Genomic DNA, 25009 nt, shown 5'->3' with positions numbered 1-25009 from the left:
TTTCAGCAAAATATACCTACTCGAGCAGCTGTCCATGCTTCCGGCTCTGGCAAGCAAGGCGGTGCTTATAAAGAAATCGTAGAATGGATCAAAGCATTAGTGATCGCAGTCGTTCTCGTATTTCTAATACGTCAATTTTTGTTTTCCCCATTCATCGTCGACGGACCTTCGATGCAGCCGAACTTTGAGACTGGCGAACGATTGATTGTAAATAAAATATTGTATACGATTCGCGAGCCTAAATTTGGAGAAGTCGTCGTATTCGATGTTCCAGAGCAAGGCCGTAAATTTATTAAGAGGGTTATAGGCGTACCAGGCGACAAAATAAGGCTCGACGGCGATGACCTCTATATTAATGATAAGAAAATTGATGAGCCTTATATTAAAGAAGCCGTTGAGGCAGCACATGCTGAAGGCAGGCTTTATAATGAAAAAGGATCGACTTCCGATGTAGCTGAACTTGTAGTTCCTGAGGATACGATTTTTGCTCTTGGCGATAACCGGAGCGACAGCACGGATAGCCGGGTGATCGGATTTGTATCCGATAAAGAGGTAGTGGGCCGCGCTGATATCATTTTTTGGCCGCTGAACAAATTAGAGTTTATTAAGCACTGGACTAAATGAGGTGAGTAAATGACCATTCAATGGTTCCCGGGACATATGACACGGGCGAAACGGCAAATACAAGACAAGCTGAAACTAATCGATCTTGCCATCGAACTGTTGGATGCTCGTGTTCCGCTCTCAAGCCGCAATCCGATGATTGAGGAAATTTTGAACGGAAAGCCAAGATTGATTGTATTGAACAAATCCGATTTGGCTGACCCTAAGACAACGGAGCAATGGATGGCCTATTTCCGTAATGAAGGTCATGAATCGATTGCGATTGATTCGTCTACAGGGACGAAAGTAAACGAGGTTCCGTTAAAGGCGAAGCAGATTTTACATGAGAAAATTGCCCGTCAAATCAACAAAGGAATTAACCCGCGCGCTCTTCGCGGCCTTATTGTCGGTATACCGAATGTCGGGAAATCGACGCTGATCAATAAACTCGCCGGCCGTGCGATTGCTTTAACAGGCGACCGTCCAGGTGTGACGAAGGGGCAGCAGTGGATAAAGATCGGTACGGAAATGGAGCTCCTCGATACGCCAGGCATTTTGTGGCCGAAATTCGAGGACGAACTTGTCGGCTATCGGCTTGCGATGACAGGCGCGATTAGAGAGCAAATCTTGAACGTTGACGATATTGCTTTTTTTGCAATGCGTGAGCTGCTGGATCGCTACTGGCCTAACATAAAAGAGCGTTACGAACTTGAAACTCCGCCGAAGGATGCATCGGACTCGGATGAAATCGTTCGCGTAATGGAAGATATCGGGCGTCGTAGAGGCTGTCTGATTAGCGGCGGCCACGTCGATTTGGAGAAGACATCAGGAATTATTTTACGTGATTTGCGCTCAGGAAAGCTGGGACGGATTACGCTGGAAGCTCCACCTTATTGATGTGAAACGGGGGAACGTAACGTGCTGCAATACGAACAGTCGTTATGGCAGGAAGGTTATAAAGCAATTGCGGGCGTAGATGAGGTAGGGCGGGGATGTTTGTTCGGAGATGTTGTCGCAGCTGCCGTTATTTTACCGCCTGGGCTGGTGATTGAAGGAGTTAATGACTCTAAGAAGCTTTCTGAGAAAAAGCGTGACCAGCTTTATGATGTTATTTTGCAGGAATGCGTCGCCTGGTCGGCCGCTCGCGTTGATGCGGAAACGATTGACCGTATCAATATAAAGCAGGCTGCTCGGCTTGCCATGAAAATTGCCGTAGAGTCCTTGCAAATTCCTTCTGATTATTTGCTTATCGATGCGGAGAAGGTGGATGTGTCTCTGCCGCAGCAATCCATTATCAAAGGGGATGCAACGAGCCAGAGTATCGCAGCCGCTTCAATTGTAGCCAAGGTTACACGCGATAGGCTTTGCGCGTCGGAATGGGAGCAGGATTATCCTGCATACGGGATCGCGATTCATAAAGGCTATGCAACTAAGCTGCACCGAGAACGATTGATAGAAAATGGGCCAAGCCCTTTGCATCGCAGATCGTTTCTAGGCAATTTGTTTACGAAGGAGCAATTGTTGCTTTTTTAACGGCCCCTTGCAATTAAAATGAAGATATATGACGCTCGATTGATTGTACCAGGCAAAGGATGCCTAGTGTAATTGTCGGGCGTTATTTTGTTCGTAGAAGGACTTTTTGGAATGAATAGCTTCATGCTTTGCACATGATGACCGATATAAGGCTTATAGGTTAACGCAGTCGTTAGAAGATACATAGGGGACAGCAAGGAGCGCATTAAGGTACGCTCAAATTGGCGCAAGAGCAGCGGAGGCGGATGAACAGATGAATATTAGTCAAATGATGCGAAGCTTCTTGGGTGAAGCTTCAAGTGCGGATACAAGAGCGGTAGAGCTTAAGGTTGGACAGATCGTACGGGGAGTCATCCTGCAGGTGATGGAAAATAACGAAGCACTGGTCCAAATTAACGGTGTGCAGGTCCGGGCAAAGCTGGAGCAGCCCTTACAAGCGGGTCAAACAGCAATGCTGCAGGTGCGGCCGCAATCAAGCGGAGCGCTTGTGATGCTGAAACAGATTGAACCCGGTCAAGTAGGCTTGCCAGAGGATACGTTCAAGGAATGGGCAAAGCAGCTGGCATTGCCTGAACAAAAGTGGGCAGCTCAGCTAGTGAAGGATTTGCGCAAAGAAGGCGTAATCCTAAATCGCGAGGTCGCGCAAGCATTTCAGAAGGCTGCCTTGGTGATGCCACCAGGAGGCGATGCAGAGCAATGGATGCAGGCCGCCTCCGCTACCTTTAAACGCGGACTTCCTATGACAGGAGCTACGGTGGGAGCCATGCAGCAGGTTATGTTTGGACGAAGCGCACATGAGCTGCTGGATACTTTGCAGCATCAGCTTACAACGCTGCAGTTAGGCGGATCAAAAGGTACGGATACGGAGAGCAAGCCTTTAAATCATGCGGCAGTTCGCGTACAAGCCCTTTTGTCGGAAGGGATGGAACTCCTTCGCGGGGCGGCGGCGGTGATCGATTCCTCAAGCTTGGAGGGTGACGCTGGAAAAGAGCCGCTTGCTGCCAAAATCCAGAATGCATCAAACGTGAAGATAGAATCACAGCAAGCGAATGTAGGAATGGGCGATTCTGCCGAAGACGGTTCCGCAGAAAAATCCATGCCGCAAGCTGTCAGAGCTGCCAATCAACCCAATTGGCTTGGGCAGATGATGAAATGGATGGGAGTGGATCATGAGCTTCAGCTTGCAAAGACAATAACAAATGATTCTCAACCGAGCCAACAAAATCAAGCGGCAGCTGCGGCATCATCGCACGAGGCGGCTTCCGGGAAAAAAACAGTCAAGCCAGTTTTGAATGTTCAAAGCCCCCCAGTTATGCCTGCGGTTCAACCCGAGGCGACTATCAAGCAAGAAGCTGCTCAATCAGCTGAAGTTGATCACGCAGTGAAGCCGGGAGATGACGAAAACCCAGAACAACGTCACATAAGGCTACAAGACTTCAAGCTGGGAGTCGAGAGGGCGGCAGCAACCGTAGCCTCAGGGATAGCAGACGGGATTCAATTGCCGGACTCATCGCCCCCAGTACAGCAGGAATCTCTAAAAAGCGCCCTTCTGGCACTCGTATCTGCGGATAATACGCCGCCAGCAGTAAAAGAGACAGCGCAGCAGCTTGTTCAACAAATAACGGGCCAGCAGCTTCTATTGACGCCTGAACGAAATAACTCGGTTCTTACACATGTGACGATGTATATCCCTCTTAACAGTGAAGATGGAAAGCAAACCGCATCCGTACATATTCAGACGAGGCGCGGAAGCAAAGGGGAACTAGACTCTTCAAATTGCAGACTGCTTTTCAATCTATCCATGAATACGCTTGGCGATACGATGGTTGATGTGAATGTCATGGATAAAATCGTAAGCTTGAACCTATGGAATGATCATCCGGCAATATCAGCGCTTGCAGAGGCATCTCGATCCGAGATCGCCGGCAGCCTTCAGAATGCAGGCTATCAGCTGCTTTCTTTGCGTACTACGCCACTGCCAAAGGCGGGCGAAAATAAGCAGGATGAAACATCGGCATCCGCGTTAGCTGTTAAGAATAACCAAATGACCGATATGTCCGCTTTTTCTTCGAATCGTTACAAGGGAGTGGACTATCGAATATGAGCAGCGACCAAGAGAACAAGCCGCAGCCAGCAAAAGTCAAAAAAGCGGTTGCCCTGCGCTACCAACCTGGAGAACGCACGGCCCCGGTCATGGTAGCCAAAGGAAAAGGCCATATTGCGGATCTCATTCTCGAACGGGCAAAGGAAAATGGCATTCCCGTTCAAGAGGACTCCTCGCTTGTGGAGGTCCTCTCCAAGCTTGATATAGATCAAGAGATCCCGGCTGAGCTATACACATTAGTTGCTGAAATTTTGAGCTTTGTCTATCGCTCAGACCGCAAAGCGAGGGATATGATTGACGGATAAAGAAACCGGTAACTTTTACGCGCAGAACAAGCGAGATACAAGGAAGCTAACGGGTGAGCTTGGCGAGAAGTTAGCTTGCGAATATTTAATGGAGTCGAATTATACCATTACAGAACGCAATTGGCGCTGCCGCAGCGGAGAGATCGATATTATCGCAGAACAAGAGAACAGGCTTGTATTTATTGAGGTGCGGGCGAGAAGGGAAGGCGGAAGGTTCGGCTCAGCGGTCGAATCCGTCGATTACCGTAAGCAGCAGAAGGTAAGAAATACGGCTCAAGTTTATTTGCGAAGCATTGGACGCTTAGATGCCTCCCTGCGGTTTGATGTCATTACTGTAACGATAAATCGTATAGATGACAAAATAATTGAATGCAAGCATTATCAAGGAGCCTTTTAGCGGGACAACTTAAGAAGGACTTTCACTGGAGTTATCAACACGCCGTGAGAGTCCTTCTCTTCGTCCTTAGGGTACTGGCTTGTCAAGTCCGCGAAATTGAATAGCCTCGGCAATATGCGCTGCTTCAACGTAATCGCTTGCTTCTAAGTCGGCAATCGTTCGTGCCAGCTTCAGCATTCGGTCATAAGCACGCATGCTGATGCCGAGTGCTTCAAAAGCATTTTCCAGCAGGCTTACCGCTTCAGGCTTAATGAGTATGGCCTTACGCAAAGCTGCGCCCGTAAGTTCGCCTGCGGTTTTGATGTTAGATTCAGATGAACGTGCATGCTGGAAGGCTCTTGCTTGCAATACCATGCTCTTCATCTGAGCCGTATTAAGAGATGGACCGGATAAGTGCTGATCTAATGAAATCGGACGGGGTACTTCAAGCTGCAAATCGATCCGGTCTAGCAGCGGACCCGAAATTTTTGACCGGTAACGACTAATTAGAGTTGAGCTGCAGGTGCAGCGCTTGTCGCCATACTCATGGCCAAAATAACCGCAGGGGCAAGGATTGAGAGAGGCGGCCAGCATAATATTTGCCGGAAATTGAAACACAGCCTTCGAACGGGAAATGGTCACGATTTTATCCTCAAGCGGCTGCCGCATAACCTCAAGCACCTGCCTTGGAAACTCAGGCAATTCATCAAGGAAGAGAATGCCGCGATGTGCCAGGGTTACTTCGCCTGGTTTGGGGATGGAGCCGCCTCCGATTAAGCCGCCCGAAGAGATTGTATGATGCGGAGCGCGGAAGGGAACTTGCGTAATCAGGCCATGAGAGCTTTCATGGAGCTTACCTGCGACACTGTAGATTTTGGTAACCTCCAGCGCTTCCTGCTCGTTCAGCAGCGGTAAAATACCGGGTAAACGCCGTATCATCATCGTTTTGCCCGTGCCGGGTGGTCCGCTTAGCAAAATATTATGTTTGCCGGATGCTGCAATGAGCATAGCGCGTTTGGCTTGATGCTGACCAATAACATCGCCGTAATCGCCGATTTCATCCTGTTTATTTAAAATATCTTTACTCTGCATACAATCAAATGCAGAATCACTTCCTTGAACAACACGTATGTGATCCCAGTCCGCTTGTTTCTTCTTGAGTAAATCCAGCTCATTCAAATGATTGAGCGCATAAAGCTCCATATCCGATATCCAAACGGCTTCATTCACGTTGCCGCTAGGCAATAAAACACGCTTAAAGCCAAGTCGTTTCGCTTGTTCGATCATGGCTAATACACCTGCAACCGGCCGGACACTGCCATTTAGCGAAAGCTCTCCTATAAGGAGTGTGCCTTCGAAGGGAGCTGCGCTTATTTGTCCGCTTGCGGTCAGGATACCGGCTGCAATGGCCAAATCAAACGATGTGCCTTCTTTGCGCAAGTCGGCTGGAGCTAGGTTAACCGTTATTCTGTCCATGGGGAAAGTAAAGCCACTGTTCTTCAGCGCTGCCCTCACGCGCTCGACCGATTCGCGAACCGCGGGATCGGGGAGCCCGACGATGTTAATTTGCGGCAAACCGCTTGAAATATCAACCTCAACCGATATGCTTTTGCCATCTACCCCATATACACTTGCACTTTGAATGATATTGAACATAACAAAAAGCACCCCCATGTATGAGAATGAAGGTGCTTCCTTACGATTCTGGTCCGTATTTATGAATTTGCCAATATCATAGATTAGTTCTCAACAAATTGTCAATGTTTAAAAAATTCGCGTATGATAACAGCGATTGGGTCATACTAGATGGCGTGGTTACCAGACTCTTAAATGCCCGTATCCAGCAGGTTTTATTTATTTAATCTCAATTTGAGATGAAACCCATATCAAAAAAGCCGTATTTATTATGTATGAAAATAAGGTAACGGATGGGGAAAGGTGCTACAATAATAGAGGTTTGTGTACATATGACTGATTTCAGTCTGTGAAATGGAGGATTTCAACAATGAATATCCATGAGTATCAAGGGAAAGCGGTCCTGAAACAGTATGGTGTCGTCGTACCAGAAGGTAAAGTAGCCTTCTCCGTAGACGAAGCTGTTGAAGCGGCTAAAGCGCTCGGAACACCGGTAGTTGTCGTGAAAGCGCAAATTCACGCAGGTGGCCGTGGTAAAGCGGGCGGAGTTAAAGTAGCAAAAAGCATCGACGAGGTGCGCGCATACGCCAGCGAAATTTTAGGCAAAGTGCTCGTTACCCATCAAACAGGTCCGGAAGGCAAAGAAGTTAAACGTCTTCTGATCGAGCAAGGCTGCGACATCAAAAAAGAATATTATATCGGCGTAGTTTTGGACCGCGGTACGGGTCGTGTCGTTATGATGGCTTCGGAAGAGGGCGGCACTGAAATTGAAGAAGTGGCTGAACACTCCCCGGAGAAAATTTTCAAAGAGATCGTTGATCCTGCTGTTGGCCTGCAAGCTTTCCAAGCTCGCAAATTGGCATACGCAATCAACATCCCTAATGAGCTTGTCAACAAAACGGTTAAGTTTATGCTTTCACTCTACACGGCTTTCGTAGAGAAAGACGCTTCTATCGCAGAAATCAATCCGCTTGTCGTAACTGGCGACGGACAAGTTATTGCGCTTGACGCGAAACTTAATTTCGATTCCAATGCGCTATACCGCCACAAGGATATCGTTGAGCTGCGCGATTTGGAAGAAGAAGATGCTAAAGAGATCGAAGCATCCAAATACGACCTTAGCTACATCGCGCTTGACGGCAACATCGGTTGCTTGGTTAACGGTGCAGGCCTAGCTATGGCGACAATGGATATTATCAAATATTACGGCGGCGACCCTGCCAATTTCCTAGACGTAGGGGGCGGTGCGACTGCTGAGAAGGTAACGGAAGCGTTCAAAATCATTTTGTCGGATGAAAAGGTTAAAGGTATTTTCGTTAACATTTTCGGCGGCATCATGCGTTGTGACGTTATTGCTAATGGAGTTGTCGAAGCAGCGAAGCAAGTCGGTCTTGACCGTCCGCTCGTTGTACGTCTTGAAGGTACGAACGTAGACCTCGGCAAAAACATTTTGAAAGAATCGGGATTGAACATCGTGGCTGCGGATTCCATGGCGGACGGCGCGCAGAAGATTGTCGCTCTCGTGAAATAAGATAACTTGCTGTGTGGCTAATGCCGCATACGAATTCATTCAGGGGATGTGAGTTAAGAGTGAGCATTTTGGTCAATAAAGATACAAAAGTCATTACCCAAGGGATTACAGGCGCTACTGGCTTGTTCCATACAAAAGGCGGACTGGAATACGGTACGCAAATGGTAGGCGGCGTAACACCTGGCAAGGGTGGCACGAACGTTGACATTACACTTGATAACGGCACGCTCGTATCATTGCCTGTATTTAATACAGTCGCTCAAGCGAAAGCCGCTACAGGCGCTAACGCTTCAGTTATCTATGTTCCGCCAGCATTTGCTGCTGATGCGATCATGGAAGCTGTAGATGCTGAGCTTGATCTTGTCATTTGTATTACTGAAGGCATCCCGGTGCTTGATATGGTTAAAGTAAAACGTTACATGGACGGCAGCAAAACCGTTCTTATCGGACCAAACTGCCCAGGCGTTATTACGCCGGATGAGTGCAAAATCGGCATCATGCCGGGTTACATTCATACAGCTGGTCACGTAGGCGTTATTTCTCGCTCAGGAACTTTGACTTATGAAGCGGTTCATCAGTTGACGACTCGCGGCATTGGTCAATCTTCTGCAGTAGGGATCGGCGGCGACCCGGTTAAAGGTTCCGAGTTCATTGATATCTTGAATCTTTTCAACGAAGATCCAGATACCTATGCGGTAATCATGATCGGCGAAATCGGCGGAACTGCGGAAGAAGAAGCAGCTGAGTGGATTAAAGCGAACATGAAAAAACCGGTTGTCGGCTTCATCGGCGGCGCAACAGCGCCTCCAGGCAAACGGATGGGACATGCAGGCGCAATCATTTCAGGCGGTAAAGGAACTGCTGCTGAAAAAATCGCAACGCTTGAAGCGTGCGGCATTAAAGTAGCTCCGACACCATCTGAGATGGGATCTACGCTTGTGAGTGTTCTTGAAGAGCAAGGTTTGCTTGAAAAATGTATTACGCGTAAATAATTAAATCGAATGATGTAAGGTAAGCAACCTTTCAACCACCCGAAAACGGGAGTTGGAAGGTTGCTTTTTTATTTATCCGCTGTCATTATTTTAGCGGTTGACTTGCAATCTTATGCCGCGTAACGCACAATAGATAAGAATGCAGGCCAGCCCGAGTGAAGAAGGGGTTGGATCAAATGGTTCAAATTCAAGATATTCGTAGACAAATGGTCATTGCTTTTCACGAAATTCCTGGTATTGGATGGCATGCGATTCAGAAGGCCGTTCAGCATCAGTTTTGGAATAAACGATCATGGAGCATAGAAGATTTACTAGCAATAGGCTTGCATCGCGGCCAAGCGAAAGCTGCAGCGGAGCGGTATGCCGAGCGGCCTTGGATCTTAACAGAGGATCCATCCGAAGCGGTCGCCAAAGCGAATGCGGTTGCTTTGACGCCATACGATGTCGCCTATCCAAAAATATTAAGAGAAATAGCGCAGCCGCCCTGGGTTTTGTATGCTAGAGGAAGATTGGAACTGCTGCAAAGACCTGCTATCGCGATTGTTGGAACAAGGGTGCCAACGGCGTATGGAAGGCAATCTGCGACGACATTGGCAAAAGAGCTTTCCCATGCGGGTTTGACGGTCGTGAGCGGTCTAGCGAGAGGGGTGGACAGCAAGGCTCATGAAGCCGCGCTGAACGGTCCGGGCGGGACGATTGCCGTTCTGCCGACTCCGATCGATAAATGTTATCCGCCTGAGAATCTATCATTATTTCATAAAATTGCAGAACAAGGGTTGCTCGTCTCAGAAACCCCGATCGGGACGCCGCTGCACCCAGGTCAGTTTCCTCAGCGTAATCGCATTATTGCGGCATTAACAGTAGGAACGGTTGTGGTGGAAGGAGCGACTAGAAGCGGATCGCTTATCACGGCACAGCATGCTTCAGATATGTCTCGTGAATTGTTTGCGATACCCGGTCCGATCTCATCGCCTAAGAGTGAAGGACCGAATGAACTCATCAAGCGTGGCGAAGCGAAGCTGATAACGGGCTTAGGCGACATTATTGATGAGCTGGATTGGCTGCCAGCCGCGATAAGTGCCTTCAAAACAGCAGAAAAAACGAACCTATCCAAACCAGTAGATAGCGGATCTCCGGTATCGGCAGAGGAAAGTAAATTGATCGCTTATTTGAGAGATCAACCATTGTCAATCAATGAGCTGCATGAGCTCTCGGCCATTCCGTTTGGACATTTGAACGCACTTCTGCTAAATTTATGTATAAAACGAAAAATTGAATTGCAGCCCGGATCAATATATATTGCTTTATAGCTTGCAATGGAGAGAGGAGGCGCCTTACATGGCAGATTCATTAGTTATCGTCGAATCACCAGCAAAAGCCAAAACGATAGGGAAATATCTTGGAAGCAAATATATCGTTAAAGCTTCAATGGGACATATTCGCGATTTGCCCAAAAGCCAGATCGGCGTCGAAGTTGATAATGATTTTAATCCAAAATACATAACGATACGCGGTAAAGGCAGTATCCTTAAGGAATTAAAGGATGCCAGCAAAAAAGTAAAACATGTCTTTCTGGCAGCCGATCCGGATCGCGAAGGAGAAGCGATTGCTTGGCATTTGGCACACTACTTGGAGCTGGATGAGACAGATACATGCCGCGTTGTATTTAATGAGATAACGAAACAGGCGGTAAAGGACGCATTTAAGACTCCGCGGAAAATTAATATGGATTTAGTTAACGCGCAGCAGGCGAGACGGATCTTGGATCGATTGGTTGGTTATAAGATAAGTCCGCTGCTGTGGAAGAAAGTGAAAAAGGGCTTGTCTGCCGGTCGAGTTCAATCGGTTGCTGTTAAGCTCATAATTGATCGAGAGAATGAAATCGATGCATTCGTGCCTGAGGAATATTGGTCGATTACTGCGAAACTTAGTCATTCAGGCATTCCTTTCGATGCCAAATATTATTCGATCAATGGCGAGAAGCGGGAGCTTGGCAAGGAAGCTGAAGTACAGGAAGTACTCAGCGCGATGAAAGGCAGCCAGTTTACCGTCTCTGAAGTGCGGGAGAAGGAACGTCTTCGCAACCCTGCTCCTCCATTCATTACAAGCTCCCTACAGCAGGAAGCGGCAAGGAAACTGGGTTTCCGGGCTTCTAAGACAATGTCAGTCGCGCAGCAGCTGTATGAGGGCGTTGAGCTTGGCAAAGAAGGTACAGTCGGTTTGATCACCTATATGAGGACTGACTCCACTCGCATATCGCCAATTGCGCAAGAAGAAGCCAAAGAATATATTACGGAAAAATACGGTGCGAATTATGTGCCTGAACAGCCTAGAGTATATACGAAGAAAAACAGCAACGCACAGGATGCGCATGAAGCGATCCGGCCGACCTCCATTCTAAGGGATCCGGAATCGATGAAACCGTTTTTGAGCCGAGATCAACTCCGTTTATATAAGCTGGTTTGGGAACGTTTCGTATCCAGCCAGATGCAATCTGCGGTGCTCGATACAATGACGGTTGATTTGGAGGCAGGCGATACGGTGTTTAGGGCAACAGGCTCTAAAGTGAAGTTTGCCGGATTTATGAAGGTTTATGTGGAGGGCAATGATGATGGTACGGTAGAAGAGCATAAGTTTTTACCGCCTCTCGCTTCAGGTGATGTAATCAGCTCGGAATCGGTTGATCCTAAGCAGCATTTCACACAGCCGCCGCCGCGATTTACGGAAGCTAGATTGGTCAAAACGCTTGAAGAACTCGGAATAGGAAGGCCAAGTACGTATGCGCCTACGCTCGAAACGATTCAAAAGCGCGGATACATTGCCATGGAAGAGAAAAAATTCATGCCTACTGAGCTTGGCGATTTAGTTATTCAGCTTATGGAAGAATTTTTTCCGGAAATACTGGATGCTGAATTTACAGCAAACATGGAAGGAAATCTCGACCATGTGGAGGAAGGCACGGAAGACTGGGTAAAGGTACTTGCGAATTTTTATGAGTCCTTCGAGAAGCGGCTGGAAGTGGCCGAGGATGAAATGAAAGAAATCGAGATTCAGGATGAAGTGTCAGATGAGATTTGCGAAAAATGCGGACGTCATTTAGTATACAAAATGGGACGCTTCGGTAAATTTTTGGCATGCTCGGGCTTTCCGGATTGCCGCAATACCAAACCAATCGTCAAAGATATTGGCGTTACATGCCCGAAATGCGCTGAAGGAAAAATCATTGAGCGGCGCAGTAAAAAGGGACGTATTTTCTATGGCTGCGACCAATATCCAGGCTGTGATTACGTATCTTGGGACAAACCAACAAACAAACCATGTCCGCAATGCGAGCAATCTAAGCTCGTAGAAAAGCGGAATCGGAGCGGCGTAAAGCTGCTTTGTCCAACCTGCGACTATTCGGAAGAGGTGCTTGACGAAGACGAACAGGGTACGGATACCGATTAAGCATTAGCTTAAGTACTCACAGATAAACCGCAATCTAATGAAGCGAGCCTAACCCGTCCTCCCTCTAACCAGGGAGGACACCGTTGTTAAACGGGCAAGTTATTTTTACGGGTATCCTTTTAAAATGAGGAAGTAATCCGCTGAAGAACAGCATAAGTTGAGATTTATCCTTGCAGCTTGATACAATAGGTTATATAAGTAGAGTCTCAATATCATCTATTGTGATGGAAACTTGAAAAGATCTGCTATAAATATCTTAGCAAAGGACTAATCTCATTTTGGGAATGTGAGATAAAAGAACATTTTTCTATTGCGGGCATTGGATTGTTATAAATAATCAGAAATGATCAAATTAACAATCTATTCGCTTCAAACGTAAAGCGTGTCCCGGAGGGACGAAAGCGTTCCAAGCACCAACCAAACATCTCGGCGTCTCTTTAACATTCAACGTGTTACGGATTCGGGTGTCCAGAGGGCAGCGCCCTTGGGGCCCTCCCTTGGAAGGGAGGGTTTGGGTGGGTTCGGAAGCTTTTGAATTAAAGAACTATATAATTAAGGGTTAATAAAGGTTTTGAAACCTTTGAAGGCATGGTAGAAGCCCACGAGGGCCAACTAGGTGAATTATATCTTGAAAGGATTGAACTTATTTTGTCACAACCACAAAAAGTAACCGTCATCGGAGCAGGATTAGCAGGCAGCGAGGCTGCTTGGCAAATTGCATCTCAAGGAGTCCCTGTCGTATTGTACGAGATGCGTCCGGTCACAAAAACACCTGCTCATCATACCAATCAATTTGCGGAGCTAGTGTGCAGCAACAGTTTGCGTGCTAATGGTCTAGCTAACGCGGTTGGCGTCTTGAAAGAAGAAATGCGTCAGCTGGATTCATTAATTTTAAGCTGTGCCGATCAGCATGCAGTACCTGCCGGAGGAGCTCTAGCGGTCGACCGTGACGGATTTTCCGGTGAAGTTACGCGCAGGCTGCATGACCATCCGTTAGTTGAAGTGCGCAATGAGGAAGTAACGGAAATTCCTACGGATGGGATCGTAGTTATTGCAACAGGACCGCTTACGGCGCCTGGCTTATCCTCCCAAATTCAAGAGCTGCTCGGTGAGGAATACTTTTATTTCTACGATGCAGCAGCGCCTATCGTTGAAAAAGATTCAATTGATATGAATAAGGTTTATTTAGCTTCTCGGTACGACAAAGGGGAAGCGGCGTATTTGAACTGCCCGATGACGGAAGAAGAGTTTGAAATTTTCCATGAAGCGCTTACGACAGCCGAGAAAGCTGAAGTTAAAGATTTTGAAAAGGAAGTATACTTTGAAGGCTGTATGCCAATCGAGGTTATGGCGAGCAGAGGCAAGCAAACCGTATTGTTCGGGCCGATGAAGCCAGTAGGTCTTATCAACCCGCATACGGGCAAGCTTCCTCATGCTGTTATTCAGCTGCGCCAAGATAATGCTGCAGGTACGTTATATAATTTGGTAGGTTTCCAAACGCATCTTAAATGGGGCGAACAAAAACGTGTATTCTCCTTAATACCAGGTTTGGAAAATGCGGAGTTTGTTCGGTTCGGCGTAATGCACCGTAATACGTTTATTAATTCACCGCGTCTGCTTAAACCAACTTACCAGCTTAATAATCGCGAAACGTTGTTCTTTGCAGGCCAAATGACTGGTGTTGAAGGTTATGTGGAATCTGCTGCTTCGGGTTTGATCGCGGGTATGAATGCAGCAAGATTGGCTCGTGGCCTTGAACCGGTTGTGCTGCCCGAGCACACTACGCTTGGAAGCATGGCTCATTATATTACAACAGCAGATTTTAAGCATTTCCAGCCTATGAATGCCAATTTCGGTCTGTTCCCGCCTCTTGAGAAAAGAATGAAGAGCAAAAAAGAGAAAAATGAAATGATTGCAAATCGTGCGCTTGAAGGCATTGCGCAATTTAAAAAGGAACATATGCAGTAATATTTCGTAGTGAAGGCATCGCAATCTATTTTCAATATGGAACCTTGAGGAGGCAATGCAATGGAAATGCAATTTCACGCTACAACGATTTGTGCCGTTCGTCATGAAGGTAAGGGCGCTATTGCCGGGGACGGACAGGTGACTTTCGGGAACAGCATGGTCATGAAAAATTCTGCGAAAAAAGTAAGAAGACTTTATCGCGGTCAGGTTATCGCAGGATTTGCAGGCTCTGTTGCAGATGCGATTACACTGTTCGAGAAATTTGAGGCTAAGCTGGAGGAGCATCATGGCAATTTGCAAAGATCTGCCGTCGAGCTTGCGAAGGAGTGGCGCTCTGACCGCGTGCTGCGCAGACTTGAAGCTATGATGCTTGTAATGGATAAAACGGGCTTGCTGCTTATTTCCGGAAATGGCGAGATCATAGAGCCTGATGACGGGATATTAGCCATCGGTTCAGGCGGAAGCTTTGCTTTATCTGCCGCACGTGCGCTTCAAAGGCATGCGCCTCAAATGGCAGCTAGCGATATTGCGCGCTCATCACTCGAGATTGCTGCGGAAATATGCGTATTCACTAATCACAATATTATTGTTGAAGAAATCGAATAAATTGAACGATACGGCCTAGAATGGTAAAACAAGCTTCGGGAAGTCATAGTGAAGATATATAAATCGGAGGGATTTTATAATGGGAAATGATGCACTGACACCTCGTCAGATTGTAGCGGAGCTTGATAAGTATATCGTTGGACAAAAACCGGCGAAACGTTCAGTAGCCATTGCGCTGCGCAATCGTTACCGCAGAAGCTTGCTTGATGATACGCTGCGCGATGAAATCGTTCCGAAAAATATTTTGATGATCGGACCAACCGGAGTAGGTAAAACGGAAATCGCGCGCCGCTTGGCGAAGCTCGTGAAAGCGCCGTTCGTGAAGCTTGAGGCCACAAAATTTACTGAAGTAGGCTATGTCGGACGGGATGTTGAATCGATGGTACGCGACCTCGTTGAAACGGCCATTCGCATGGTGAAAACAGAAAAAACCGAAAAGGTTAAAGATCGTGCAGAAAAGCTTGCTAATGAGCGTATCGTGGCTTTGCTGGCTCCATCTGCCGTTAAACCGAAATCTTCAAAAAACCCGTTTGAAATGCTTTTTGGCAACCAACAGCAGACCGATGAACCTAAAGAAGAGCCGGAAGTAGAAAATGCGCTGCATCAAAAACGTTCGCAAATCAAAGAGCAGTTAGCTGCGGGGAAGCTCGAAAATGAAATCATTGAAATTGAAGTAGAGGATTCTGCTCCAAATATGATGGATATGCTGTCAGGCCAAGGACCGGAAGGTATGGGCATGAATATGCAAGAGCTGTTTGGGCAATTAATGCCGAAGAAGCCGAAGAAACGCAAGCTGCCCGTTAAGGAAGCGCGCAAGGTGTTAACGCAAGAGGAAGCCAACAAAATCATCGATATGGATGATGTCATTACGGAATCGATTACGAGGGCGGAGCAATCCGGCATTATTTTCATAGATGAAATTGATAAGATTGCTAGCCCATCGCGCGGCTCAGGACCGGATGTGTCCAGAGAAGGCGTTCAGAGGGATATTCTTCCAATCGTTGAAGGATCGACTGTTATGACCAAATACGGCCCAGTTAAAACGGATTACGTATTGTTTATCGCTGCTGGCGCATTCCATGTCGCAAAACCATCAGATTTGATTCCAGAGCTTCAAGGACGCTTTCCGATTCGGGTAGAGCTGACCAGCCTCAGCTTGGATGATTTTGTAAGTATTTTGAAAGAGCCGAAAAATGCTTTGACAAAACAATATTCCGCTTTGCTTGAAACAGAAGGAATCCAAATCGAGTTTTCGGAAGAAGCGATCCATGAGCTCGCGTCCATCGCTGCCGATGTGAATCGCAATACTGAAAATATTGGCGCTCGTCGCTTGCATACCATTTTGGAAAAGCTGCTGGAGGATTTATCGTTTGAAGCACCCGAGCTGTCGCTTGAAAAAATGACAATCACGCCGGAATACGTACGAGAAAAGCTAGGAAGTATTGCACAAAATCGCGATTTGAGTCAATATATACTGTAGTTGTTATGAGTTTTGGGAGGCAAGAGAATGACTTTACTAACAAAGACAAGAACACTGAATCGACTGCTGCAGCGCGCGGCCGGCAAAGCGCTTAGCTTCAGGGAAATGGCGGAGGTGCTCTGCACGACGATTCAGACGAATGTTTTCGTCGTTAGCCGCAGAGGTAAGATATTAGGCTGCTCAGCTGTTGATGCGTATGATCATGAATTCATGCGGTCCCTATCCGTAGATGAGCTTCGTTTCCCGCAAGAAAGCAATGTCCGATTTCTTGACATGCAGGAGTCGATGACGAACGTGAAGCCGGATTCAGGTATTTATGAAACCTTTCCACGTTTAGGCGATCAAGAAATTATGACGGTAGTGCCTATTATCGGCGGTGGAGATCGTCTTGGGACTTTAGTGCTAACCCGCTTGTCAGGCACGTTTGATGACGATGATCTTATTTTGGCTGAATATGGTTCTACAATCGTAGGCATGGAAATTTTACGTGAGCGAACTGAGGAAATAGAACAAGAGGTACGCAGTCGCGCTGTCGTGTCAGTTGCGGTAGGATCTTTATCCTTCAGTGAATTAGAAGCTGTTGAGCATATATTTGAAGAGCTGGATGGTAAGGAAGGACTGCTCGTCGCATCCAAAATCGCGGACCGGGTAGGAATTACAAGATCGGTAATTGTGAACGCATTGCGGAAGTTGGAAAGTGCAGGCGTGATCGAAACTAGATCATTAGGGATGAAAGGCACATACATTAAGATATTAAACCACCAATTGTTGCAAGAATTGGATAAAATGAAGTCATAAAATAGGTCGTATAGACCATTTCGGCCCTATCTTCTACCAAAGATAGGGCTTTTTTCTTATTGTAATAATTTAGGAAATTGTTGAATATTATCATGTCGGCAAAAATCGACATAGTAATCTCATTTTTTTAATTTTTAGTGTCGAACAAAGAAGGAATGAACTGTAATCTGTTGAATACGTTAAGGAGATCTCCTATGTGAAAGTGGTGAAACTACGTGAATTTGTTGAATGGCGCTGCATTTGGAAGGATGGAAGGTGCGCTTCAGGCAGCAGAAATGCGGCAACGCGTCATTTCAAACAATGTGGCAAACGGTGATACGCCGCATTTCAAACGGTCTGAGGTTCTGTTTGAGGAATTATTAGAGCAAACGATGGGCAATACGCAAGGGCATTTGGTCGGTAAACGGACCAATCAAAAGCATATGTCCATTGGATTAGCTTCATCTAATGTACCTATACCCAAACTAATCACCGATGAAACAACTTCGATGAACAACAATGAAAATAATGTTGATATCGATCGTGAAATGTCTTTGCTAGCAAAAAACCAACTAAGCTATAACTTTTATGTCCAACAAATTAATCATGACGTGAGAATGATGCGTACAGCAATTGAGGGGAGAGCCTAACGATGAAGTTGTCCACGGGATTTGATATCAGTGCATCGGCATTGTCAGCGCAGCGTCTGAGAATGGATGTTATATCTTCTAATATTGCTAATGCAGAAACGACGCGTGGAAGTTTTGTAAACGGACAATTCCAGCCCTATAAGCGGAAAATGGTTGTTATGGAACCGCTGCAGCAATCCTTTTCAAGCGTACTTTCCGAGCAAATGAACGGGAGCTCAGCTGCTCAAGGCGTGAAGGTTACAAGAATCAAAGAGGATCAATCGCCAAACAAGCTTATTTATAATCCGACGCATCCTGATGCTGACGCCAATGGTTACGTTAATATGCCAAATGTGGACGTCACCAAAGAGATGGTGGATATGATAGCTGCGACGCGTTCCTATGAAGCAAACGTAACCGCATTGAACGCAACCAAATCAATGTTTATAAAGGCATTAGAAATAGGTAAATAAATGTACGGAAATATCATGTGATGAATTGGAGGAATATTGATGATACAATCGATGTCGCTTAATCCGGTTCAACCTGCCAAACTCCTAGAAAATAAATCGGTGCAAGAAGCGACTCCGGCACAATTAACACAATCTTTTGGTCAATATTTACAAACGGCGATTGATAATGTTAGCAATCAAGAGCAGAACGTTCATAAGCTTAATGACAAATACTTAACTGGCCAAGTTGATGTTACAAAGGTGTTAATCGCTTCGGAGCAAGCACAGCTGAGTTTACAGTTTACCTCACAAGTCCGCAACAAAGTGGTTGAAGCATATCAAGAAATGATGCGGATGCAAATCTAACCGTAATTTTGATCTAGCATAGTATTTGGGTGAGGTGACAACGTGAACGAGAGAATCGCCCAATTTAGAAGTAGGCTTACTCAATTTTGGGGCCAAATGGGCAGAAAACAAAAAATTTGGTTGGGGGCTTCCATTAGTGGATTGTTGTTAACAATTATTTTGTTAACAATCGTATTTACGAGAACGGAATACGAAATTGCTTTTCAAAATTTGGATACAACAGACGCCGCCGCCATCATGACTTACTTGGATGGGAGCGGGATCCCGTACGAGCTAAGCAACAATGGAAAAAGCATCTCGGTTCCAAGCACAGAAGCTGCACGAATTAAAGTTGATGTGGGGTCTCAAGGATTAGTCCAAAACGGTTCAATCGGGTTTGAAGCATTTAATTCAAGCTCAAGTCAATTCGGTACAACGGAAAATGAATTTAACGTAAAGTATCTTAATGCGTTGAATGGCGAAATCCAACAGCTGCTTAATGCCATGCAGGGCGTTGACAGTTCAAAGGTTTTGGTAAACTTGCCTGAAGAAAGCGTATTCCTTTCACCTGAAGACGCAGAACAAGCATCTGCTTCGATCATGATGAGGTTCATGTCAGGCTACCGACCAAGCCAGAAAGAAATCGATGGCTATTACAACCTTGTAAAGACTGCTGTTCCCAATTTAGCGATGAAAGATATTACGATCTCCAGTCCGCAAGGGGAATTGACTTTTTCGGAGACAGACGGCGGTATAGCTAACAATTCAGATGCTGTCGAGTCACAATTCCTTATTCAACGGAAGTATGAAACGGAATTGAAGAAAAACATTCAACAATTTTTAGGACCAATCGTTGGCGTGGATAACTTAGTTATCCAAGTTTCAAGCAGCATGAACTTCGATAAGAAGACATCGCAAGAATCACTTGTAAAGCCATTAGATAACAATAACAATAACGGGATAATTATTAGTGAAGAAATAAACAACAGTACATCAACGGGTTCCTCTGGAGAAGCTGGCGGTGTTGCTGGTACTGGGGAAACGGATGTTCCAGGATATGAAACTGCAACGACAGGTGAAAGCTCATCTGAAACGAGTTCTCAAATTCGAAATTATGATGTTTCACGGATAAGCAGCAACATCGTTTCCGGACCCTTCGTATTAAAAGACCTTTCTATTAGTATCGGTATCGAAGAGTCGGAAATTCAAGATGAGGCTAGTAAAACAGCTATAATGACTTATTTGACCGCTTTGGTACGTGCACAGCTTGCGGATTCAGGCCAAGATGTGACGAATGATGAACTAATGGCGAAAAAAGTAGCTCTTATTGCAAGCACTTTCTCTGGTAGTAGTTCTGATAATCAATCAAGCGTACTTTCAACGCCTTGGTTAATCGGTATCGGTGTTGCAGCTCTTGCAATCATCGGCGGATTAATTGTAATCCTAACGCGCAGACGTAAAAAGGCTGCCGAGGAAGAAATTGAGTTGGCTGCTCCTGCTAAAGTGGAATACCCTACTCTTGATTTGGAAAGTGTTAACAACGACAGTCAGGCTCGGAAAAATCTTGAAACACTCGCCAAACGAAAACCAGATGAGTTTGTTAATCTTCTTCGCACATGGCTTGTGGATGAATAGAGGTGGTTCATGTGTCAAAATCCATGCAGGGCTTATCGGGTCGACAAAAAGCAGCCATTTTACTTATTACGCTTGGACCTGAAGTTTCCGCACAAATATTCAAGCATTTACGCGAGGAAGAAATTGAGCAGCTAACGCTTGAAATCGCAAATGTCCGGAAAGTAGACAGCTTGGACCGGGAAACCATTCTGAGTGAGTTCCATCAAATATGCATGGCTCAGGAATATATCACGCAAGGCGGTATTTCCTATGCTAAGGACATTTTAGAGAAAGCGCTTGGCGAACAGAAAGCTTTAGAAGTCATTAATCGTTTGACAGCAACCCTACAAGTAAGACCTTTTGATTTTGCGAGAAAAGCAGAGCCAACTCAGATTTTGAACTTTATTCAAAATGAGAACTCACAAACCATTGCTCTAGTATTATCTTATTTGCAATCGGAACAATCCTCGCATATCCTTTCTTCGCTTCCGCAAGAGAAGCAAGCAGAGGTAGCACGACGAATTGCTTTGATGGATAGTACATCGCCAGAGGTTATTTCTCAGGTAGAGCGCGTTTTGGAGCAAAAGCTATCCGCAACGGTTACGCAGGATTACACAAATGCCGGCGGTATCGATTCCATCGTTCAAATTTTGAATGGCGTCGACCGTGGAACAGAGCGTACGATTCTCGACGCACTTGAAATACAAGATCCAGAGCTTGCAGAAGAGATTAAAAAACGGATGTTTGTATTCGAGGACATCGTCAATATCGACAATCGTTCCATTCAACGGATTATACGCGATATCGAGAACGCAGATCTTCAGCTTGCGCTTAAAGTGGCGAGCGAAGAGGTTCGAGAAGCGATTTTCCGTAATATGTCCAAGCGCATGGCCGAGACTTTCAAAGAAGAAATGGAATTCATGGGTCCCGTGCGGCTTCGTGACGTGGAAGAGGCACAAACACGTATCGTAGCAACAATCCGCAGATTAGAAGAGTCTGGTGAAATCATCATCGCCCGTGGTGGAGGAGACGATATCATTGTCTAATTTGATCAAATCATCGAGTGTGATTACTCTTGACCAATTGAAGCAGCTGGAGTGGCTGCATCAACGGAATTTTGAAATCAATGAAACACTTAGTCAGGAAGTGGAGGTTCCGCCTGCTCCTGATGAAGAAACCATTACATTGCGAGATCAAATTTTGAATGATGCCCAGCTCTATGCGGAAGAAAGACTGCGTGAAGCCGCAATAGAGAGTGAAAGGCTATTAGCCGAAACACAACAGCAAATCGATGTGTGGTGGCTGCAAAAGCGAACAGATGACGAAGCAGAATCCGAACGGTCTAGACAAGCTGGCTATGAGCTTGGCTATGCGGAAGGAGCAGCGCAGTCAGAAGTAGAGCTGCGGGAAATCTGGGAGCAAAAGCTTGCCGAAGCAACCGATGTGCTCAAAACAGCATTTGAAATGCGAGAGCAAATTATTCAAGAGGCAGAGCCTTTCCTTGTCGAGCTTAGCTGTGCAATTGCAGAAAAAATTATCGGACAACAACTAACTTTAGCACCTGATATGGCTATCGAGCTGATTAGGAAGTCTCTCTCCCGTCGAAGAGAACAAGGCGTTATTACGTTGTGTGTCGCGCCAGGTCTGCTCGCGTTTGTACAAGCTGCCAGGGAAGAGCTTCATTTCGCTATCGATTCACAAGCAGAATTGCAGATTCTGCCTGATTCGACTGTGAAGGATAACGGATGCGTTATACGGTCCGCTTTTGGCAGCATCGATGCCCGCATTGATACGCAGCTGGCTGAGATAAAGCGGGAATTAATCCATCTTGCTCATCATAGCAGCGAAGATCGAGGTCATTTCGATGATAGTGAATAATCTGGATGTCCTCAAATACATTGAGCATTTGCAGCCGCTTGATCCCGTGCGAGTTAACGGGAAAGTTACGCAGGTCATCGGTCTAACCGTTGAATCAGAAGGACCGGACGCTAGTATAGGTGATGTTTGCTTCATCTATCCATCCAAGGGCGCAAAGCCGATTAAAGCAGAAGTCGTAGGCTTTCGAGATAACAAGGTTATTTTGATGCCATTAGGCGATTTACACGCTATAAGCCCAGGCTGTGATGTTGTTGGTACTGGTAAACCGTTAACTGTCCAGGTTGGATCTGAGCTGTTAGGCAAAGTGTTAGACGGTTTAGGAAATCCGTTAGACGGCTCGTTTCTGCCTAGAAGAATGCCTCATTATTCAACCCATAACGAGCCTAGTAATCCGCTTAAGCGACCTCGGGTCGTTGAACCGCTTGGTATTGGCGTGAGAGCAATCGACGGCCTGCTTACCGTAGGGCGTGGACAGCGCGTTGGGATATTCGCAGGTTCTGGTGTCGGTAAGAGCACGCTGCTCGGCATGATTGCCCGCAATACATCAGCCGATGTAAACGTAATAGCCTTAATTGGCGAGCGCGGCCGCGAGGTGCTGGAATTTATTGAGAAAGACCTTGGACAAGAGGGTCTAGCTCGTTCAGTCGTCATAGTGGCTACATCAGATCAGCCGGCACTGATTCGTATAAAGGGCGCGTTGATTGCAACTTCCATTGCTGAATATTTTCGGGATCGCGGTTTGAATGTCATGCTGATGATGGATTCAGTTACGCGATATGCGATGGCCCTCCGTGAAGTAGGATTAGCAATCGGCGAGCCTCCGGCTACACGCGGTTATACGCCATCTGTATTCGCAGCGCTGCCTAAGCTTCTAGAGCGTGCTGGAACGGGGCCGTCAGGTTCAATTACTGCTTTTTACACCGTTCTTGTTGATGGTGATGATATGAATGAACCAATTGCAGACGCCGTTCGCGGAATTCTCGATGGTCACATTGTTTTGAGTCGCCAATTAGCTCATAAGGGTCACTTTCCTGCGATTGATGTTTTAGCCTCAGTTAGTCGGGTTATGAAGGAAATCGTAACCGAAGAACAACAGGATGCCGCTAATGAATTAAAAAAACTTCTTGCTGTTTATAAAGATTCGGAAGATTTGATCAATATAGGGGCGTACCAACGAGGAACAAATGCAGAAATTGATTTGGCCCTTCAATTTATTGATCCTATTCAAAACTACACTAAGCAAAAAACGAATGAAAAAGTAAGCTTAGAGGAAGCACAATCTCATTTAATTAATCATTTCTACAGGAGTTGAACCTTTAAATGGCAGCGTTTAGTTACACATTCCAGAGGGTTGTCGATTTGAAGGGCAGCGAAAAGACGCAAGCAGAATGGATGCTTTCATCTGCAATAGGCGATTTAACTGCCGAGGAGCTTTCCCTTGCGCTATTGCGTGCGAAAAAACAGGATTGGGAAGAAAAATTACAAGAAGCTGCTCAAATTTCAGTTCCATTATCCGAGCTTCAGGTTATCCAGCAATACTTGGATTATTTAGTTGCTTGCATAAAAAGTAAATTGAAAGATGTGTTACATGCACAAAATGCGGTTGAGCAAAGCAGACTTAAACTTTCAGACAAGATGAAGGATGAGAAAGTGTGGCTTAAAGCAAAAGATCATGCGCGTGACCGGTTCCAGTATGCTTTGCAAATAAAAGAGCAGAACGAGCTGGATGAGCTGGCAAGCGTCCGTTTCATGATACCAACCCCATAAAGTGATGCGTGTTACCGACTAGAGGGAGTGAGTGGAATTGGCGGGTACGGAAAACGAGAAGCAAGGCTACAGCACGCTTGAACGAATTATGTTTTTGATGACGCCTATATTATTTGCAATCGTGCTGCTAGGCGTATTGTATACCTTGTTCAATAATGATTTTCGCAATAAAATGCTTGAGGCCGGAAATTCAATTCCTTTCATTAAAGACGTGCTTCCTGAACCGAAGGTTGCAGGCGGGTTAACAAATGATGATGAATTGAAGACATCGAATATGTCCGCTAAGATTGCTGATCTGCAAGCCCAGCTAACGGAGATTGAAAGTGAACTTGCCGCAGCCAATCAAACGAAGACTTCACTTGAGCAAGAGGTTAAGAACCTCGAGAACGATAACTCTCAATTGAAGAGCGCGAATGATGAGCAGTCGCTTGAGGACGAGCAATACCAAGCCAAGATTCAAGAGTTAGCCAGCATGTTCTCCAAAATTACGCCAAGCAAGGCTGCGCCGATTCTGCAAAGCATGACTTTGGATGAAATGGTGCTCGTGTTCGCGAATATGCGCCCTGATGACCGGGTCCGCATTATGGAGAAAATGAATCCTCAGACGGCTGCGGATGCAGCAATGAAGCTGAAGGATAATGTAAAAGCAAAGGATTTGCAGATTGCTGCGCTTCAAGCCAAACTTGAATCTCTAAAAACGCCTGTGACAAAACCCGCATCCTCTGTTCTTGATCAAGAGCAGTTGAGTGCAACATTTACAGCGATGGATGCTAAGAGTGCAGGGGAATTGTTAATCAAAATGGTGGAAGTCAGTCCGAGCAAGGTCCTTCGCGTTCTAAACGCGGTGGATAATGAAACCAGATCGGCCATTATAGCGGAAATGTCTGGGATTGATGAAAAGCTAACCGCTCAAATGGTCGCGAAATTAATGACAGGAAGCTAATCGTTCTCCTAACCATCTATACCC

At 46.0% G+C, this 25009-nt stretch carries 24 protein-coding genes; 23 read left to right on the top strand and 1 reads right to left on the bottom strand.

Annotation, left to right across the window (positions count from 1 at the left end; genetic code table 11):
- The first annotated feature begins 12 nt into the window (after window positions 1–12).
- From lepB to RCO25_RS02510, 6 genes are all read left to right on the top strand, one after another.
- The gene (gene lepB, locus RCO25_RS02535) at window positions 13–624 is read left to right on the top strand and encodes a signal peptidase I (protein WP_308994730.1); all 612 of its coding nucleotides are present in this window, start codon (window positions 13–15) and stop codon (window positions 622–624) included.
- Window positions 625–633: 9 nt separating this feature from the next.
- A complete protein-coding gene (ylqF, locus tag RCO25_RS02530) occupies window positions 634–1500 on the top strand; it encodes a ribosome biogenesis GTPase YlqF (protein WP_308994577.1) in 867 nt (288 codons plus the stop codon).
- Between the two features lie 21 nt (window positions 1501–1521).
- Complete coding sequence (locus RCO25_RS02525) at window positions 1522–2136, top strand: ribonuclease HII (RefSeq protein WP_308994576.1); 615 nt, start codon at window positions 1522–1524, stop codon at window positions 2134–2136.
- 253 nt (window positions 2137–2389) lie between these two features.
- Window positions 2390–4240 (top strand): hypothetical protein, encoded by a 1851-nt coding sequence (locus RCO25_RS02520; RefSeq protein WP_308994575.1) that lies wholly within the window; start codon window positions 2390–2392, stop codon window positions 4238–4240.
- Window positions 4237–4545, top strand: coding sequence for an EscU/YscU/HrcU family type III secretion system export apparatus switch protein (locus RCO25_RS02515; protein ID WP_308994574.1), 309 nt, complete (start codon window positions 4237–4239; stop codon window positions 4543–4545). The genes RCO25_RS02520 and RCO25_RS02515 overlap by 4 nt, the downstream gene beginning before the upstream one ends.
- Window positions 4535–4942 carry a YraN family protein gene (locus tag RCO25_RS02510; RefSeq protein ID WP_308994573.1) on the top strand — a complete coding sequence of 136 codons (408 nt, stop codon included), beginning with the start codon at window positions 4535–4537 and terminating at the stop codon, window positions 4940–4942. Before RCO25_RS02515 ends, RCO25_RS02510 begins: the two co-directional genes overlap by 11 nt.
- 66 nt (window positions 4943–5008) lie before the next feature.
- Here RCO25_RS02510 and RCO25_RS02505 read toward each other — a convergent pair whose 3' ends face one another.
- Window positions 5009–6577: a YifB family Mg chelatase-like AAA ATPase gene (locus RCO25_RS02505; protein WP_308994572.1), complete on the bottom strand. Its 1569-nt coding sequence runs from the start codon at window positions 6575–6577 to the stop codon at window positions 5009–5011.
- A 349-nt stretch (window positions 6578–6926) separates the two neighbouring features.
- Here RCO25_RS02505 and sucC point away from each other — a divergent pair, with 349 nt between their 5' ends.
- From sucC to RCO25_RS02420, 17 genes are all read left to right on the top strand, one after another.
- Window positions 6927–8087, top strand: a complete 1161-nt coding sequence (gene sucC / locus RCO25_RS02500; protein ID WP_308994571.1) for an ADP-forming succinate--CoA ligase subunit beta — start codon at window positions 6927–6929, stop codon at window positions 8085–8087.
- Between the two features lie 59 nt (window positions 8088–8146).
- Window positions 8147–9079, top strand: a complete 933-nt coding sequence (sucD, locus tag RCO25_RS02495) for a succinate--CoA ligase subunit alpha (RefSeq protein WP_053375706.1) — start codon at window positions 8147–8149, stop codon at window positions 9077–9079.
- A 176-nt stretch (window positions 9080–9255) separates the two neighbouring features.
- On the top strand, window positions 9256–10389 hold the full coding sequence (gene dprA / locus RCO25_RS02490; protein ID WP_308994570.1) for a DNA-processing protein DprA: 1134 nt from the start codon (window positions 9256–9258) through the stop codon (window positions 10387–10389).
- 28 nt (window positions 10390–10417) lie between these two features.
- Window positions 10418–12526, top strand: coding sequence for a type I DNA topoisomerase (topA, locus tag RCO25_RS02485; protein WP_308994569.1), 2109 nt, complete (start codon window positions 10418–10420; stop codon window positions 12524–12526).
- Window positions 12527–13174: 648 nt separating this feature from the next.
- On the top strand, window positions 13175–14494 hold the full coding sequence (trmFO, locus tag RCO25_RS02480) for an FADH(2)-oxidizing methylenetetrahydrofolate--tRNA-(uracil(54)-C(5))-methyltransferase TrmFO (protein WP_308994568.1): 1320 nt from the start codon (window positions 13175–13177) through the stop codon (window positions 14492–14494).
- Between the two features lie 60 nt (window positions 14495–14554).
- Window positions 14555–15100, top strand: a complete 546-nt coding sequence (hslV, locus tag RCO25_RS02475) for an ATP-dependent protease subunit HslV (RefSeq protein ID WP_308994567.1) — start codon at window positions 14555–14557, stop codon at window positions 15098–15100.
- 79 nt (window positions 15101–15179) lie between these two features.
- Complete coding sequence (hslU, locus tag RCO25_RS02470) at window positions 15180–16580, top strand: ATP-dependent protease ATPase subunit HslU (RefSeq protein ID WP_308994566.1); 1401 nt, start codon at window positions 15180–15182, stop codon at window positions 16578–16580.
- 27 nt (window positions 16581–16607) lie between these two features.
- The gene (gene codY / locus RCO25_RS02465) at window positions 16608–17378 is read left to right on the top strand and encodes a GTP-sensing pleiotropic transcriptional regulator CodY (RefSeq protein ID WP_308994565.1); all 771 of its coding nucleotides are present in this window, start codon (window positions 16608–16610) and stop codon (window positions 17376–17378) included.
- Between the two features lie 215 nt (window positions 17379–17593).
- Window positions 17594–18007 (top strand): flagellar basal body rod protein FlgB, encoded by a 414-nt coding sequence (gene flgB / locus RCO25_RS02460; protein ID WP_308994564.1) that lies wholly within the window; start codon window positions 17594–17596, stop codon window positions 18005–18007.
- A 2-nt stretch (window positions 18008–18009) separates the two neighbouring features.
- Window positions 18010–18459, top strand: a complete 450-nt coding sequence (flgC, locus tag RCO25_RS02455) for a flagellar basal body rod protein FlgC (protein WP_308994563.1) — start codon at window positions 18010–18012, stop codon at window positions 18457–18459.
- Window positions 18460–18498: 39 nt separating this feature from the next.
- Window positions 18499–18804, top strand: coding sequence for a flagellar hook-basal body complex protein FliE (fliE, locus tag RCO25_RS02450; protein WP_308994562.1), 306 nt, complete (start codon window positions 18499–18501; stop codon window positions 18802–18804).
- A 42-nt stretch (window positions 18805–18846) separates the two neighbouring features.
- Window positions 18847–20418, top strand: a complete 1572-nt coding sequence (fliF, locus tag RCO25_RS02445; RefSeq protein ID WP_308994561.1) for a flagellar basal-body MS-ring/collar protein FliF — start codon at window positions 18847–18849, stop codon at window positions 20416–20418.
- Window positions 20419–20441: 23 nt separating this feature from the next.
- Window positions 20442–21443, top strand: a complete 1002-nt coding sequence (gene fliG / locus RCO25_RS02440) for a flagellar motor switch protein FliG (protein WP_308994729.1) — start codon at window positions 20442–20444, stop codon at window positions 21441–21443.
- Window positions 21436–22275: a FliH/SctL family protein gene (locus RCO25_RS02435; protein WP_308994560.1), complete on the top strand. Its 840-nt coding sequence runs from the start codon at window positions 21436–21438 to the stop codon at window positions 22273–22275. The genes fliG and RCO25_RS02435 overlap by 8 nt, the downstream gene beginning before the upstream one ends.
- Window positions 22262–23587 carry a flagellar protein export ATPase FliI gene (gene fliI, locus RCO25_RS02430; RefSeq protein WP_308994559.1) on the top strand — a complete coding sequence of 442 codons (1326 nt, stop codon included), beginning with the start codon at window positions 22262–22264 and terminating at the stop codon, window positions 23585–23587. Before RCO25_RS02435 ends, fliI begins: the two co-directional genes overlap by 14 nt.
- Window positions 23588–23595: 8 nt before the next feature.
- Window positions 23596–24042: a flagellar export protein FliJ gene (fliJ, locus tag RCO25_RS02425; protein WP_308994558.1), complete on the top strand. Its 447-nt coding sequence runs from the start codon at window positions 23596–23598 to the stop codon at window positions 24040–24042.
- 37 nt (window positions 24043–24079) lie between these two features.
- A complete protein-coding gene (locus tag RCO25_RS02420) occupies window positions 24080–24985 on the top strand; it encodes a magnesium transporter MgtE N-terminal domain-containing protein (protein ID WP_308994557.1) in 906 nt (301 codons plus the stop codon).
- The last annotated feature ends 24 nt before the right edge of the window (window positions 24986–25009 follow it).

Origin of the sequence: Paenibacillus sp. LHD-38 (genome assembly GCF_031157315.1) — a bacterium.
Taxonomy (GTDB): domain Bacteria; phylum Bacillota; class Bacilli; order Paenibacillales; family Paenibacillaceae; genus Pristimantibacillus.
The sequence above is the reverse complement of the archived record's forward strand: the minus strand, read 5'-3'. Positions and strand labels throughout refer to the sequence as shown.